Annotated in this window: 16 protein-coding genes; 2 read left to right on the top strand and 14 right to left on the bottom strand. The window is 42.2% G+C overall.

Annotated elements, in window-relative coordinates; genetic code table 11:
* From CWC18_RS17470 to yceD, 12 genes are all read right to left on the bottom strand, one after another.
* The gene (locus tag CWC18_RS17470; RefSeq protein ID WP_138592066.1) at positions 1 to 327 is read right to left on the bottom strand and encodes a PilZ domain-containing protein; all 327 of its coding nucleotides are present in this window, start codon (positions 325 to 327) and stop codon (positions 1 to 3) included.
* An 11-nt stretch (positions 328 to 338) separates the two neighbouring features.
* Positions 339 to 1,238 carry a DNA polymerase III subunit delta' gene (gene holB, locus CWC18_RS17465; RefSeq protein WP_138592067.1) on the bottom strand — a complete coding sequence of 300 codons (900 nt, stop codon included), beginning with the start codon at positions 1,236 to 1,238 and terminating at the stop codon, positions 339 to 341.
* Between the two features lies 1 nt (position 1,239).
* A complete protein-coding gene (tmk, locus tag CWC18_RS17460; RefSeq protein ID WP_138592068.1) occupies positions 1,240 to 1,869 on the bottom strand; it encodes a dTMP kinase in 630 nt (209 codons plus the stop codon).
* Entirely contained in the window at positions 1,859 to 2,845 is a 987-nt protein-coding gene (gene mltG, locus CWC18_RS17455) for an endolytic transglycosylase MltG (RefSeq protein ID WP_138592069.1), read from the bottom strand. Before mltG ends, tmk begins: the two co-directional genes overlap by 11 nt.
* Positions 2,842 to 3,630 (bottom strand): aminodeoxychorismate lyase, encoded by a 789-nt coding sequence (gene pabC / locus CWC18_RS17450; RefSeq protein ID WP_138592070.1) that lies wholly within the window; start codon positions 3,628 to 3,630, stop codon positions 2,842 to 2,844. The genes mltG and pabC overlap by 4 nt, the downstream gene beginning before the upstream one ends.
* A gap of 61 nt (positions 3,631 to 3,691) precedes the next feature.
* Positions 3,692 to 4,930, bottom strand: a complete 1,239-nt coding sequence (gene fabF, locus CWC18_RS17445) for a beta-ketoacyl-ACP synthase II (RefSeq protein WP_138592071.1) — start codon at positions 4,928 to 4,930, stop codon at positions 3,692 to 3,694.
* An 85-nt stretch (positions 4,931 to 5,015) separates the two neighbouring features.
* On the bottom strand, positions 5,016 to 5,252 hold the full coding sequence (gene acpP, locus CWC18_RS17440; protein ID WP_010364517.1) for an acyl carrier protein: 237 nt from the start codon (positions 5,250 to 5,252) through the stop codon (positions 5,016 to 5,018).
* Between the two features lie 219 nt (positions 5,253 to 5,471).
* On the bottom strand, positions 5,472 to 6,218 hold the full coding sequence (fabG, locus tag CWC18_RS17435) for a 3-oxoacyl-ACP reductase FabG (RefSeq protein WP_138592072.1): 747 nt from the start codon (positions 6,216 to 6,218) through the stop codon (positions 5,472 to 5,474).
* Positions 6,219 to 6,231: 13 nt separating this feature from the next.
* Positions 6,232 to 7,158, bottom strand: coding sequence for an ACP S-malonyltransferase (gene fabD / locus CWC18_RS17430; RefSeq protein ID WP_138675794.1), 927 nt, complete (start codon positions 7,156 to 7,158; stop codon positions 6,232 to 6,234).
* 55 nt (positions 7,159 to 7,213) lie between these two features.
* The gene (gene plsX / locus CWC18_RS17425; protein WP_138592074.1) at positions 7,214 to 8,266 is read right to left on the bottom strand and encodes a phosphate acyltransferase PlsX; all 1,053 of its coding nucleotides are present in this window, start codon (positions 8,264 to 8,266) and stop codon (positions 7,214 to 7,216) included.
* An 11-nt stretch (positions 8,267 to 8,277) separates the two neighbouring features.
* The gene (rpmF, locus tag CWC18_RS17420) at positions 8,278 to 8,448 is read right to left on the bottom strand and encodes a 50S ribosomal protein L32 (RefSeq protein ID WP_010364512.1); all 171 of its coding nucleotides are present in this window, start codon (positions 8,446 to 8,448) and stop codon (positions 8,278 to 8,280) included.
* 10 nt (positions 8,449 to 8,458) lie between these two features.
* Complete coding sequence (yceD, locus tag CWC18_RS17415; RefSeq protein ID WP_138592075.1) at positions 8,459 to 8,983, bottom strand: 23S rRNA accumulation protein YceD; 525 nt, start codon at positions 8,981 to 8,983, stop codon at positions 8,459 to 8,461.
* A 119-nt stretch (positions 8,984 to 9,102) separates the two neighbouring features.
* On the opposite strand from yceD, the gene CWC18_RS17410 reads away from it, so the two are divergent.
* Positions 9,103 to 9,702, top strand: a complete 600-nt coding sequence (locus tag CWC18_RS17410; RefSeq protein ID WP_138675793.1) for a Maf family protein — start codon at positions 9,103 to 9,105, stop codon at positions 9,700 to 9,702.
* Here CWC18_RS17410 and CWC18_RS17405 read toward each other — a convergent pair.
* Both CWC18_RS17405 and rluC read right to left on the bottom strand, forming a co-directional pair.
* Entirely contained in the window at positions 9,679 to 10,323 is a 645-nt protein-coding gene (locus CWC18_RS17405; protein WP_138675792.1) for an HAD-IA family hydrolase, read from the bottom strand. The genes CWC18_RS17410 and CWC18_RS17405 overlap by 24 nt on opposite strands.
* A gap of 4 nt (positions 10,324 to 10,327) precedes the next feature.
* Complete coding sequence (gene rluC / locus CWC18_RS17400; protein ID WP_138675791.1) at positions 10,328 to 11,278, bottom strand: 23S rRNA pseudouridine(955/2504/2580) synthase RluC; 951 nt, start codon at positions 11,276 to 11,278, stop codon at positions 10,328 to 10,330.
* Positions 11,279 to 11,793: 515 nt separating this feature from the next.
* On the opposite strand from rluC, the gene rne reads away from it, so the two are divergent.
* Positions 11,794 to 14,421: ribonuclease E (rne, locus tag CWC18_RS17395; RefSeq protein WP_138675790.1), on the top strand; the 2,628-nt coding region annotated here is incomplete at its 3' end.

Raw genomic sequence — 14,421 nt, 5'->3', positions numbered from 1 at the left:
TTACATGGTGTAGGTGGGTTTATCGGCGTTAAGCATAGTGCCTAATAGCTTAATTATTTTGTCGTTAACACGGTCTTTATCTTCGACAAAACCAATGCCAACTCCGGGTGGATTGGAATTTTGTGCACCCTGAGGGGTGATCCAAACGACCTTGCCCAAGACTAAATCATGTTCTAATGCATCAGGTAGCGTTACGCGCATGTTCGCTGGCTGCCCCAGTTCATAACGTGTATTGGTCTTTACAAACAAACCACCATGCTTTAAAGCGGGCATATAACACCGATACAGTTCATCTAAATCTTCAAAATCTACTAATAACTCTTGCACAATGTTACATCCTATTTTATTGCGTTTTGTAACGTATATATCAGCTTAGCTAACCCTAATGATTGATTTAAGCCTAGGATCTGTTGTGTATCTAACATAAAGCGGTGCATCGCTTTTTGCGCATCATTATATGCACTAAAAGCCAAACCGTGTTGTAAACTAAATTTAAGCTGTTGATTGATAAATACGTAAAATACAGAGACCAACTGGGCATGCTCTGTCAAAATCTTTTGTACTTCGGCAAAATTATGACTTGCTTTTAAGTTACTTGCAAATAAGTACAGCGTCTCGATTTTTTCTAACAGCCCCTCTTGATGCCACTGCACTAACTTTAAGGGCTGAGAATAAAACTGTGGACCCCAAGCAAAGTCATGCAGCGGAATATGTTGTTCTGCTAACCAAGCTTGGGCATGAGATCCGTCAATTACTGCGACGGCTTGTTGTCCACAACGACTTAGAACCGTTGCAGGTAACTGGCTTTTATCATTACATGTTAATAAGATATATCGATTTAAATTTGGCTCTTCAAGGGTTTTTAACAACGCGTTAGCCGCAGAGTGCGTCATTTTCTCTGCATCTTTGATTATGACGACTTTATTGCCACCTTGCAGCGCAGAGTGATGTACAAAGTCACTTAAACTGCGAATCGCATCAACGCCGATGCTATTTGCTTCAGCATTTATTAACAGCCTATCAGGGTGTGTCCCGGCAGCCAGTAATCCACATGTTTTACATGTATTACAGGGTTCAAAACCCTCTGGCCGCTCACAGAGTAAAGTACTCGCAAGCTGGTTAGCTAAATCAAATTTACCAACCCCAGCTAAGCCAATAAATAATTGTGCATGATGAAAGCGGTGTAACTGAAAACTATCTTGTAATTGTTGCCACACGCCTTGTTGCCAAGTATACATATTATGCTTTCACACTAAGATAAAAAGTGTGTAGCGCTGCGACAATATCTTGATGTACGCACTCTATTGATTGTTCAGCATTGATAACAACACACTGTTCATTAGCATTCGCAAGCGTTAAATACCGCTCACGCGTGCGTTCAAAAAAGCTCAGCGCCTCACGCTCAATTCGGTCAAGTTCACCACGACCTTTGGCCCTAGCGAGTCCGACTTCCGGTCTAATATCCAAATAAAGCGTCAAATCAGGCTTTAACCCTTTCAATACGATGTCCGATAGTGTCGCTAACGTCTCCTGCGATAGGCCCCGTCCCCCACCTTGATAAGCTTGTGAAGACATATCATGGCGGTCACCCAGTACCCACTTATCTTGGCTAAGTGCTGGCGTAATTACATTATATAATAACTGCATACGTGCTGCATACATCAGCATAAGTTCTGTTTCTGGCGCTATATTTTCTTCATGCTGCTGTTTAATAAGATCTCGTAACCCTTCTGCTAATGGGGTACCACCTGGTTCACGTGTCTGAACAAAATCAATGGATTTGTCAGCTAAAAACTGCCGACATGCCTGCATTGCGGTAGATTTACCTGCGCCTTCAAGGCCCTCTATTACGATGAATTTAGCTGTCATTACGTCTCTTTAAAATATATTTTTGTACAGCACGGTTGTGCGCTGTTAAATCTTTTGAAAATTGATGCTGGCCATTACCCTTTGCAACAAAATAAAAATAATCCGATGCTTCAGGGTTTAATGCTGCCCGAATCGCATCTTGCGAAGGCATAGCTATAGGAGTCGGCGGCAGACCTTTTATCCTATATGTATTATATGGCGTGTATTGTCGCAAGTCTTGGCGTTTTATATCCCCATCAAATTGCTCTCCGAGACCATAAATAACCGTAGGATCTGTCTGCAATCGCATTTTTGCATTTAGCCTGTTTATAAAGACTGATGAGATCAACCCTCGCTCCGGTCCATATCCTGTTTCTTTTTCAATAATTGACGCCAATATTAATGCTTGATAAGGCGTACTTATCGGCAAATTCTGCGCGCGATTATTCCACTCCACACCTAACACTTCATCCATTTTACTTTTTGCTCTATGAAGAAGTGATACCGCACTAGTACCTGCAGTGTAAGCATATGTTTCTGGCAATAAATAACCCTCAGCAGAGCCATCTAGTCCGAGTTGTTCTATAAGTGTTTTTAACTCAACATCATATGTAATATAGCGACTTTCCTTCAACTTCTTGAGTACCACCCGAAGTTGCTCACCCTCAATAATGGTAAAGAAAAACTGCTGTTGCTGGCCTTCATTTATTTTCTCAATAGCAGCAAGTACTGTTAAATTGCTGATATCATAAACGCCTGCTTTCAATGTGAACTTCTCAGGGAATAGTTTAGCGTAGAATCTATAGGGAACGCAGGATACTAAATACTGTTCATTTTGCCATGCTCGACATAGCTGGTTAAACCCGGTGCCTGGCTTCACATGAAATAAACTTTGTACATTGTTAAGTGGTAGCGACTTAAACTTAGCGACTTGGTGTGTAAACAATATCGTTACGACAACGATTAAAGCAATTACTACCAGAAAAATTTTTTTCAAGACTGTACCTTGTTATTGAGCATGCGAATAGCACCAAGCACGATGTCTAAATCATATGCTTTTTCACCTAATTGCGAAACAGGCATGCATTCCATTAGGCTATTACATACCACAACTGCATCCATCTCAAGTAGTTGCTCTAATTTAATTTGGGTCGGCTTGATCAAGTTGTGCTGAGCTAAGTGCTTTAGGTATACCCCTTCAATACCACATTTATCTAACCTTGGCGTATAAAACACCCCCTCCTGATAGCCAATAATGTTTCCAACAGAGGTTTCTATAACATGATTATCAATATCCATAACGACCACATCATCATGATTACATTGCATCGCATCTTGCTTTATTAAGACTTGTTCTAGTCTATTGAGTGTTTTTAAACCAGCCAACAATGGTTGGTGTCCTAACTGAATGTTACTAACGCCCAAGCACAAGCCTGTTTTGGAAAGTTGTGTATAATGCATTGGGAATTCGCTGACGGACACGGTCACCGTTGGTGTTACGTTTACTGGAGGCGTATAGCCTCGTCCTCCCACACCACGAGTAATAATGACTTTTAATACAGCTTGTTGGTGTATTTTTGCTACCTCAATACAATGGTCGGTGAGTTCTTGCCAATTAAATTCTGTAAACCCTAACCTTTGTTGGCATTGCTGCAATCGTTGTATGTGTAATGACCATAATGCGAGTTGCCCCGCTTTGATTTGTACCGTCGTAAAAAAGCCATCCCCGTACTGTAGCCCTCGATCTTTGCAAGAGAGTGTGTCTGTCATTATTATATTCATCTAACACCTACAAAAAAGCCCGGCATTGCCAGGCTTCTAATAATTCCTTACTTATTAGATATTATACCTTTTTAAACAGTAAAGAACCATTGGTCCCACCGAAACCAAAAGAGTTACATAACGCATACTCTAATTTTGCATCTCGTGCGGTGTGGGCAATATAATCTAAATCACAGCCTTCATCAGGGTTATCTAGGTTAATCGTTGGTGATACTTTTTGTTCTTGTAACGACAACGCAGTGATTATTGACTCCACAGAGCCAGCAGCACCCAATAAATGCCCCATCATAGATTTAGACGACCCGACCATCACTTTATCAGCACCATTACCAAATACAGATTTAACAGCCTGTGTTTCCGCTTTATCACCCGCATTGGTTGACGTACCATGAGCGTTGATATAACCGACTTGATCAGCATTCACACCAGCATCATTCAATGCATTAACCATTGCTAATGCTGCACCAGAACCATCTTCTGGTGGCGAAGTCATATGAAATGCATCACCACTCATGCCAAAACCTACCAGCTCTGAGTATATTTTAGCACCACGTGCTTTAGCATGTTCATACTCTTCAAGTACCATTACGCCAGCACCATCAGACAAAACGAAACCATCTCGGTCTTTGTCCCACGGTCTTGATGCCGCTTGAGGGTCATCATTGCGTGTAGATAATGCTCTCGCCGAACTAAAACCACCCATACCAATAGGGGTTGATGCCTTTTCAGCACCACCGGCTACCATAGCATCTGCATCGCCATACGCAATCATACGTGCGGCATGACCAATATTGTGTAAGCCAGTTGTACATGCTGTAACTATAGAAATGTTAGGACCACGAAGCCCATGCATGATAGATAAATGACCCGAGATCATGTTAATGATGGTCGACGGCACGTAAAATGGAGACAATTTACGTGGACCACTGTTTAATAGCTTAACGTGATTCTCTTCTATCAGTGTCAATCCACCGATCCCAGAACCCACTGCAACCCCAATACGTGCTGCATTTTCGTCTGTGACCTCTAGACCAGAATCTCTAAAAGCTTGAATACCCGCTGCGATACCGTACTGGATAAATAAATCCATCTTCTTAGCATCTTTCTTTGGCATGAACTGTGTAACATCAAAGTCGTTCACCAAACCAGCGAATTTAGTTCCAAAGCTCGAAGTATCAAAGTGAGTAATGTTTTCGATGCCACTACGGCCATCTAATAAACCCTGCCAGGTTGATGATACATCGTTACCTAGCGGCGTAAGCATACCTAAGCCAGTTACTACGACTCGACGTTTAGCCACGGTGACCTCCAAAAAAGGGATTATTATATTGTATGAGGGGATATAAAGACTAAGGGCAGCGAACGCTGCCCCTGTGATTAGTCACTTACTCTGCGTGAGCTGTAACGTAATCGATCGCTGCTTGAACAGTTGTAATTTTTTCTGCTTCTTCGTCAGGGATCTCAGTGTCGAACTCTTCTTCTAAAGCCATTACTAGTTCTACGGTATCAAGAGAGTCAGCGCCTAAGTCGTCTACAAAAGACGCTTCGTTTTTAACTTCTTCTTCTTTAACACCTAGTTGCTCAATAATGATTTTCGTTACGCGTTCTTGGATGTCGCTCATTCTTCTTTCCTTTATTTAAACGCACTTGCGTTATTTTCAGATTGCGGCGTAGTGTACGGCGCATAATACTGTGATTCAAGGATTTGCTCAGAATTTTTTATCTGGTCAAACCTGTTACGAAATATTTTGTTCTTTTATCGCCTATTTTGAGTGCAATTTCAAGACTGTTTGCAACACGATCACAAAAAGTTAAATTTATTATTGCACTCAATAGAGCCTTTAAACCATGTACATTGCACCATTTACATGCAATGTTTCACCAGAAACATATGCTGCAGCATCAGATGCTAAATAACACACAGCTGCTGCAATCTCCTGCGGTTGACCTAAACGACCTGCAGGTACATTAGCAAGTGTTGCCGCTTTTTGCTCATCAGTTAATTCATCTGTCATATCTGTTTGAATGAAACCGGGTGCAACAACGTTAACAGTAATGCCACGAGACGCGACTTCACGAGCTAGAGACTTAGTAAAGCCAATTACACCTGCTTTTGCTGCTGCATAGTTCGCCTGACCCGCATTCCCCATCGTACCCACAACAGAACCTATATTGATAATACGACCAGATTTTTTCTTCATCATTGGGCGCAGTACTGCTTTTGATAACCGGTAAACTGAACTCAAGTTTGTGTCAATAATATCATCCCACTCGTTCTCTTTCATGCGCATTAAAAGATTGTCACGAGTAATACCTGCATTATTAACAAGTACATCAATGTCACCCAAATCTGCTTTAATCGCAGCGAGTGTATCAGCAATTGAGTCTGCATCAGTAACATTTAGCACATATCCTTTTCCTTGTTCTCCAAGGTATGTGCTTATCTTGTCAGCTCCTGACTCACTTGTTGCAGTTCCAGCAACAATTGCACCTTGCGCTACCAATTCAGTTGCTACTGCTTTACCAATGCCACGGCTCGCACCAGTGACTAGTACGACTTTACCTTCTAATGAAAATAGATTACTCATATTTTTTCTCTAATTATTTTGCAGATCCGATAGTAGCTGTGTCATTCACTGCGCTACATACCACTGATTTATCAATACGTTTAGCTAGCCCAGTCAATACTTTACCAGGGCCAAATTCATATGCTTGGGTCACGCCCAATGCCGCTAATTTTTGGAACGTTTCAGTCCAACGCACAGGGCTATATAATTGACGAACTAACGCGTCTTTAATTTCTTTTTCTGTGCCAGAAACTGCCACATCAACATTATTAATGACATCAACTTTAGCATCGTTAAATACTAACTGCTCTAAATCTACCGTTAATTTATCTGCTGCTGGCTTCATTAAGGCACAGTGTGAAGGCACACTCACAGATAAAGGCAATGCACGTTTAGCGCCTGCTTCTTTGCACGCCTCTGATGCGCGAGCAACAGCTTCTTTATGGCCTGCAATTACCACTTGACCAGGTGAATTGTAATTTACTGGTGATACAACCTGCTCTTGTGAGCTCTTAGCACATGCATCAGCGATTATTTTATCGTCTAACCCAATTATTGCCGCCATTGAGCCTATATCTGCTGGTACGGCTTCTTGCATGTATAATCCACGCTTTTCAACCAACTTAACTGCTTCATGTAATGTAATCACTTCAGCACACACTAATGCTGAATATTCACCTAAACTATGGCCTGCCATCACGACTTCACAGTCAGGATTATTCGCACGCCACTGACGATAAATCGCAACACTTGCCGTTAAAAGAGCAGGCTGTGTGCGATGTGTTTGATTTAGTTCTGACTCAGGCCCATTTAAAACCAACTCTGTTAAGTCATAGCCCAATGCCTCTGAAGCCTCTGAGAAGGTAGCTTTGACTATATCTGATGTAGCAAGTAACTCTTCAAGCATGCCGATTGCTTGAGAACCTTGCCCTGGAAATAAAAGTGCGATTTTTTGTGACATATTGTGCTCTTAAAATAGATAGTTTTGCCATTTCCGCTCGACACAACTTTACATTTTAGTTTTCGAGCGAGGATGACGAATTTTCTTGCTTTGCTGTGATCTGTGCAAAAGTAGCTTGGATTTTATCCGGAATACAACGCTCTACTTCTCGTGAAGCTTCCTCAATTGCAGCAAGAAATGCTTTATTTGAAGCATTTCCATGACTTTTCACAACAATACCCCGCAATCCTACCAGACTTGCGCCATTATACTGGTCGGGGTTCACACGTTTATACAGCTTTTTTATTATAGGACGGAGCGCCAATGCTAACAAACGGTAAAATACATGTTTTTTCAATGCTTTTGTAAACTTATACATAATAAGTTTCGCTATTCCTTCGCAGGTTTTTAATGCGACATTACCGACAAAGCCTTCGCACACAATGACATCTGCTTTACCTGAAAACATATCACTTCCTTCACAATATCCTTGATAATTGATTTGAGGAGTTGCTTTCATCATCTGCGCAGCATGCTTAATTGTATCATTGCCTTTAATTTCTTCGGACCCAATATTCAATAAATAGACTTTTGGTTTATCGATATTTTGAGCTTGGCCAGCAACAATTGACCCCATGACACCAAACTGAAATAGCGTATCAGCGTCACAGTGCACATTCGCACCTAAATCTAGTAAATAGACAGGTTGCTTCTTTTCTGTTGGCACAGCTGATATCAACGCAGGGCGTTTAATCCCCGGCAGCATCTTGAGTACATAATGTGCCATGAAGAACAATGCGCCCGTGTTACCCGCACTGACACATGCTTGCGCCTCACCTGATTTAACGAGTTCTAAAGCAACCCGCATCGAAGATGACTTTTTATTTCTTAATGCTGACGCAGGTTCACAGCTATTAGTCACAACTTCAGAACAGTGCTTGATGATCAATCTAGGGTGATTTAACGAATCGAGATCTGATAGGCGTTCACGAATAAGTTTTTCGCTGCCACATAGAAGTAGAGTTAGATTTGCGTGTTTATTTACCGCAGAAACTGCAGCAGGAATAGATGAACGGGGGCCGTAATCGCCCCCCATCATATCTAACGCTATGGTTAGATGAGTTAGCATCAAGCAATCTCTTATTTAGAAATTACTTGAACGCCTTTGTAGTAACCATCTGCAGTCACATGGTGACGACGATGAGTCTCGCCTGAAACCTGATCTACAGTTAAAGCTGGTCCACTGATCGCATCGTGTGAACGACGCATACCACGTCTTGCGCGAGACTTTTTGCTTTTTTGTACTGCCATGAGCCTTCTCCTAAGAATCTTTCTTAAGTTGTTTTAAAATGTCAAATGGATTTGGTTTACTCTCTTCTGCATCTATTTCTCCGAAGCTGGCTGGCTTCTCAGAATAAGAACAGTTAACTTCGTTATGAGTAGGTACTATTGGAATCGCTAAAATCAATTCATCTTCGATTAATTCTCGAAGATTAATTTCACCATCTTCATCCAATTCTACTATATCGTAGTTATCAGGAAGTTCGTCTGACTCTGTATCCGCCTTAACAGGAGAATACATAAAGTCTTGGACCAAATCCAACCCTAGTTCATCATTACAACGCTGACAAATAACAGTCAGTTGTGTTTGGATAGAACCATACACAACTGTCAACCCTTGTTCATCATTTTTGCAATGAATTTGTACCGCTATTTCACCGCTTTGATCACGCACAACTTGCTCTAAACGAGAAAGTTCTTCGAGTTGAACAACACCATCATAACTGAGTTGGCGCTGAGCTGCTCTGCTTGGATCAAGAGTGACGGGAATTTTCACCTTTTGCATAGGGGCTGCATCATATAGATTGTTAGTATGTTAGTCAAAATAAATATCAAACTTTCCTTTGTTTTTCGCTTGATTGCGCCCTATCCTAGCAACAAGTTTACAATGACTTCAGAGTATTTATGAAAATTCCTCTAATTCTAGCCTCTAGTTCTGAATTTAGGCAGTCTATTTTTAAAAAAATCAACCTACCATTTTCATCTTTCCGTCCCGAAATTGATGAAACCGCGCGAGTCAATGAGACGCCTGAACAATTAGTCCTTCGTTTAGCAGAACAAAAAGCACGCACCGCCACAAAACACTATGCGCAAGGCCTCGTGATCGGTTCAGATCAGGTTGCTGTCCATCAAAACCAAATTTTAGGTAAACCCCATACAAAATCAAATGCAGTCGCGCAATTACAACGGTTTAGTGGCCAAAAAGTAACGTTTCTTACGGGGCTGTGCCTTTATAACATTGAACAAAATAAAAGCGTGTCGATTGTCGAACCGTTCAATGTTTATTTTCGCAACCTAAATAAAAATCAAATCTCTGCCTATTGCGACGCAGAGCAACCCTATCAATGTGCAGGGAGCTTCAAAAGTGAGGGGTTAGGCATTTGCTTATTTGAAAAATTAGAAGGCAATGATCCAAATAGCCTCATCGGGTTACCCTTAATCCAATTAACGCAAATGCTTTTAGATCAAGGAATCGATATATTAACTGAAAATAGTACTGCGTAACTCATCATAGTCATCACACACTGTTAAAGCGTTTGTTGCTGATAGGGCTAATTTATCAGCAGCTCCCCAACTCATTGCCACAGCGTCTACATTTGCATGCTTTGCCATTTGCATATCTAACAATGAATCACCCACCACAAGCGCTGAGCTGGCAGCGAACCCGAGTTCACTGAGGATCTGCTCAAGCATATCGGGGGCGGGCTTTGAGCTTGCTTCATCTGCCGTGCGACTAGTAATAAAATAATGGCTTAACCCAGATTCTTTAAGTACCCGATCAAGGCCCCTGCGACTTTTACCAGTAGCAACAGCCAATAACATTCCCTGAGTACGTAATTCCATCAGCAACTCAGTGGTCCCTATGAACATCACAGGCTCTAAAGTAGTATTGCTTTTATAGCTGGCTTGATAACCAGTAACTAGCTCAGGCCACATAGCTCTATGTTTGGGAAATAAAGTCGCGATAGCGACCTCCAATGAAAGCCCGATAACCGCAGCGGCATCCCCCGTTTTGGGCTCTGGTACTCCTATACGCAATGCAGCCTGTTTAAGGCAGTTGACAATTTTTGGTATGGAATCCATTAATGTGCCATCCCAATCAAAAATTATCAGCTTATATTTCATAAACTTAACCTCTCAGAACCTTTAAGCAATTCTTTAACGTTTTGTCCAATGGCGCTTCAACACGCAATGTGGTCTCCGTTTTAGGGTGGAAAAAACGAATATCATGGGCATGCAAAAATAACCGGTTTAAACCGAGTTTACGCATTTTACCGTCAAATACTTGATCTCCATACTTATCATCACAGGCAATAGGGTGCCCTTGACATTGAGTATGAACCCGTATCTGGTGAGTACGCCCCGTCACCGGAGATGCTTGCACTAAAGTACAATCGTCAAAGCGTTGCAACACTTTAAAACGAGTATGAGAGGCTTTACCTTCCTCATGATCAACTCGTACAACACGTTCACCTGACTGCAACGTATTTTTTCGTAGCGGTTCAGTGACATTTTTTGTTTTTGATTGCCACTCTCCTGTTACTAACGCCCAGTAATTTTTCTCCATCGTTTTTTCACGCAGCTGCTCGTGTAAACTTTTGAGGACCGAACGTCGCTTTGAAATCAATAAACAACCTGATGTATCTCGGTCTAAACGATGTACCAATTCCAAGCTTTTTTCATCAGGGCGAAGTACGCGCATTGCCTCAATTAACCCATAGCTTAAACCACTCCCACCATGCACCGCCATTCCTGAAGGTTTATTTATAACAATTAGATATTTATCTTCATAAATAACGGCATCCTCAAGCCCTGCAACCTTATCTAGATTTTTTGGTACAAACTCTTCTCTTTCAGCCACTTTAACTGGCGGAATACGTACTAAATCATCAACTTGGAGTCGATATACTGGTTTAACGCGTTTTTTGTTAACTCGCACTTCCCCTTTGCGCAAAATTTTATAGATGGCACTTTTTGGCACCCCCTTTAAATACGTCAACAAGAAGTTATCTATTCGTTGACCATCTTGGTCTTCGTTGATAGTTACAAAGCTAACTTTTAGAGCCGGTTTTTCTGACATTGCCTAATCACTGATTTGAGTAATAATTTAGTTGCTATCACGAGTATATTAATGGGATAATCGGCTCGCAAATTTTTGCGAATTTGCTTTTTATCGCAAAAATCGACCGTGATGCACATCTTGGGTGCCAGATCATACAGATCGAAGCTTGGATCTCCAACGCTTTTTAGCCCCAATTAAAACACGTGCGTTTAGCCCACTGCGTTGTGCGTAATAGAACTCAGTGTGAATGCTAAGCATGGTAAGAAATAAAAAAAGCAAAAAATAGAAGATATACGTCAGATTGTTTAGTAACGAGCCCTTTGGCCCGTGCAAACACCGAACGCAAATAGCGATGCTCGCAGGTGCCAGTAATATAATGGCGAAAAAAGCCAATAATAAGGCACTGTGATGCCGGTACTACTGATTGTTCCCATTTCCCCAGTCGGGAGACTGTATTAAATACCTTGGAACGCTGAATGTAGGCTCGTGATATCAATCAGACTTAACTAAAAATTGAAATGTAGAGTAACAATATGAAACGTATGCTAATCAATGCTACGCAGCAAGAAGAAATGCGCGTCGCACTGGTTGACGGCCAACGCCTTTACGATCTAGATATCGAAAGCCCAGGTCACGAACAGAAAAAAGCCAATATATACAAGGGTAAAATTACCCGCATCGAACCATCTCTTGAAGCAGCATTTGTTGATTATGGTGCTGAACGTCACGGTTTCCTTCCTCTAAAAGAAATAGCAAAAACTTATTTCCCTTCTGGATACACATTCAATGGTCGCCCAAATATCAAAGATGTGATCAGAGAAGGGCAAGAAGTCATTGTTCAAGTTGATAAAGAAGAACGAGGCCAAAAAGGTGCAGCTTTAACAACGTTTATTAGCGTTGCTGGTAGCTACTTGGTGCTCATGCCAAATAACCCTCGTGCTGGCGGTATTTCTCGCCGCATCGAAGGGGACGAACGCATTGAATTAAAAGAAGCACTTAGCCGCCTTGATTTACCGAAAGGTATGGGCCTCATTGTTCGTACAGCAGGTGTAGGTAAATCTTTTGAAGAACTTGAATATGACTTGAAAGCGCTATTGGTGCATTGGCAAGCGATTCAAGAAGCAGCCAACAGTGGCAAAGCGCCCTTTTTAATCCATCAAGAAAGTAACGTGATATTCCGTGCTATTCGTGACTACTTACGTCGCGACATCGGTGAGATCTTGATTGATAAAGCGCGAGTCTTCGAAGAAGCAAAAGCACACATCGAGCGTTTTCGTCCCGACTTTATGAGCCGAGTGAAGTTATACCAAAACGATGTACCGTTATTCACGCATTACCAAATAGAAAGCCAAATAGAGTCTGCGTTTCAACGTGAAGTTCGTTTGCCTTCAGGCGGTTCAATTGTTATTGACCCTACTGAAGCACTTACCTCAATTGACATCAACTCTTCAAAAGCAACCAAAGGTGGTGACATTGAAGAGACTGCGCTGAATACAAATTTAGAAGCAGCGGATGAAATTGCTCGTCAATTACGTTTGCGTGACTTAGGTGGCCTGATTGTCATTGACTTCATTGATATGACCCCTCCTCGTCACCAACGTGAAGTAGAAAATCGCTTGAAAGATGCGGTAAGGCCAGACAGAGCTCGCGTTCAAATCGGTAAAATTTCACGCTTTGGTTTACTTGAGATGTCACGTCAGCGTTTGCGTCCAAGTCTTGGTGAAGCTAGCCAGCACTCTTGCCCTCGTTGTAATGGACAAGGTACCATTCGTTCAAACGAGTCAATTGCTCTGTCAATTTTACGTTTAATCGAAGAAGAAGCGATTAAAGAAAATACTGCGCAAGTGAATGCTCAAGTACCGGTACGTGTAGGCGCTTATTTACTTAATGAAAAACGTAAGTCTGTTCATCGTATCGAAAAACGGCACAATTGTGACGTAGTGATCATTCCTAATCAGCACTTAGAAACCCCACATTACGAAGTTGTTCGTTTGCGCAAAGATGAAACGTCTGAAGCGGCAAGTTACGAACAGATGAGCGTACCAGAGCCTGAGACTATTGAAGTTGCCCGCACGGTTACTGCAGTTAAAGAAGAGCCGGTTCTTAAAGGCGTCGTAATGCCTTCAGCACCTGCGCCTCAACCAGTTGCCGAAACGACAGAGAAACCCGCCAATGCACCGATAAGTGCAAAGCCAAGCTTGCTTTCTCGTATAGGTACTTGGTTAAAGGGTTTATTTGAGACTGAAGAACCGGCTCCAGAACCTAAACCAGAACCTAAGCCAGTTGATAAAAAGCCGCGTCGTAACAATGACAATCGCCGCCGCAATCAGCGCCGCCGTAACTCAGGTAAAAAACGTGATGAGCATGGCGATGCAGTAAACACTGAGCAAAACCAATCTTCTGTTACAAATATTGACAGTAATGAAAAACCTGAAGGTCGCAATAAGCGTCGTCGCCAGAATAATCGTAAACGCAACGACCAGCAAAAGCCAGAACATGAGGTTGAATCAACGTCAAAAGACACGACAGAAGTTAAAGAGCCTAATTCAAAACCACGTCGTCAGCGTAGAAATATGCGTAAAAAAGTCCGTGTTGTTGATGAATCTGTTGAGCAAACAGCTGATACAAACACAGTTCAAGCACAAGAGACAGTTCAACAGACTGAAAAGCCAGTTGAAAAGCCTACTAAGCAACGAACTCGTAAAGAAGTGCAAAGCACTCATGTGTCTGTTCAAGCGAAAGTTGGAACTAAGCAGCCTGAGGCGCCAACACCCGATGCTCAACACCCTGTTGCACAAACAGCTATAGCAACTGACACAATAGTAGCTGATACAGTAACAACTTCGTCGCAAGACGACTCGGATAAAGATGCACCGAGAACGCGTTCAAGGCGCTCACCTCGCCATTTGAGAGCTGCAGGCCAACGCCGCCGTAAGCCTGAAGTAAATGAGACAGCTGAAGAGCCTGCATTTGTTCCTGTGGCTGACCAGGCCGCTGCTGAATATGAAGCTCAGTTAAAGGCAACTGAAGAAGTTTCTCCATCTGCCCCTGCGGCTGATACGCCAGTTGTTGAAACACCAGCTGTTGAAGCGCCTGTAGCTGAAACGCCAGCTGTTGAAACACCAGCTGTTGAAGCACCTGTTGTTGAAACACCAGTGGTT

This window comes from Pseudoalteromonas aurantia (genome assembly GCF_005886875.1).
GTDB lineage: Bacteria > Pseudomonadota > Gammaproteobacteria > Enterobacterales > Alteromonadaceae > Pseudoalteromonas > Pseudoalteromonas aurantia_A.
The sequence above is the reverse complement of the archived record's forward strand: the minus strand, read 5'-3'. Positions and strand labels throughout refer to the sequence as shown.

Bases quoted from the DNA above. Each gene is read 5' to 3' on its own strand.
- CWC18_RS17410 (WP_138675793.1), top strand. From the start codon at position 9,103: ATGAAAATTCCTCTAATTCTAGCCTCTAGTTCTGAATTTAGGCAGTCT.
- pabC (WP_138592070.1), bottom strand. From the start codon at position 3,630: ATGAATATAATAATGACAGACACACTCTCTTGCAAAGATCGAGGGCTA.
- holB (WP_138592067.1), bottom strand. From the start codon at position 1,238: ATGTATACTTGGCAACAAGGCGTGTGGCAACAATTACAAGATAGTTTT.
- plsX (WP_138592074.1), bottom strand. From the start codon at position 8,266: ATGCTAACTCATCTAACCATAGCGTTAGATATGATGGGGGGCGATTAC.
- tmk (WP_138592068.1), bottom strand. From the start codon at position 1,869: ATGACAGCTAAATTCATCGTAATAGAGGGCCTTGAAGGCGCAGGTAAA.
- fabG (WP_138592072.1), bottom strand. From the start codon at position 6,218: ATGAGTAATCTATTTTCATTAGAAGGTAAAGTCGTACTAGTCACTGGT.
- yceD (WP_138592075.1), bottom strand. From the start codon at position 8,983: ATGCAAAAGGTGAAAATTCCCGTCACTCTTGATCCAAGCAGAGCAGCT.
- rluC (WP_138675791.1), bottom strand. From the start codon at position 11,278: ATGTCAGAAAAACCGGCTCTAAAAGTTAGCTTTGTAACTATCAACGAA.
- acpP (WP_010364517.1), bottom strand. From the start codon at position 5,252: ATGAGCGACATCCAAGAACGCGTAACGAAAATCATTATTGAGCAACTA.
- rpmF (WP_010364512.1), bottom strand. From the start codon at position 8,448: ATGGCAGTACAAAAAAGCAAAAAGTCTCGCGCAAGACGTGGTATGCGT.
- CWC18_RS17405 (WP_138675792.1), bottom strand. From the start codon at position 10,323: ATGAAATATAAGCTGATAATTTTTGATTGGGATGGCACATTAATGGAT.
- fabD (WP_138675794.1), bottom strand. From the start codon at position 7,158: ATGTCACAAAAAATCGCACTTTTATTTCCAGGGCAAGGTTCTCAAGCA.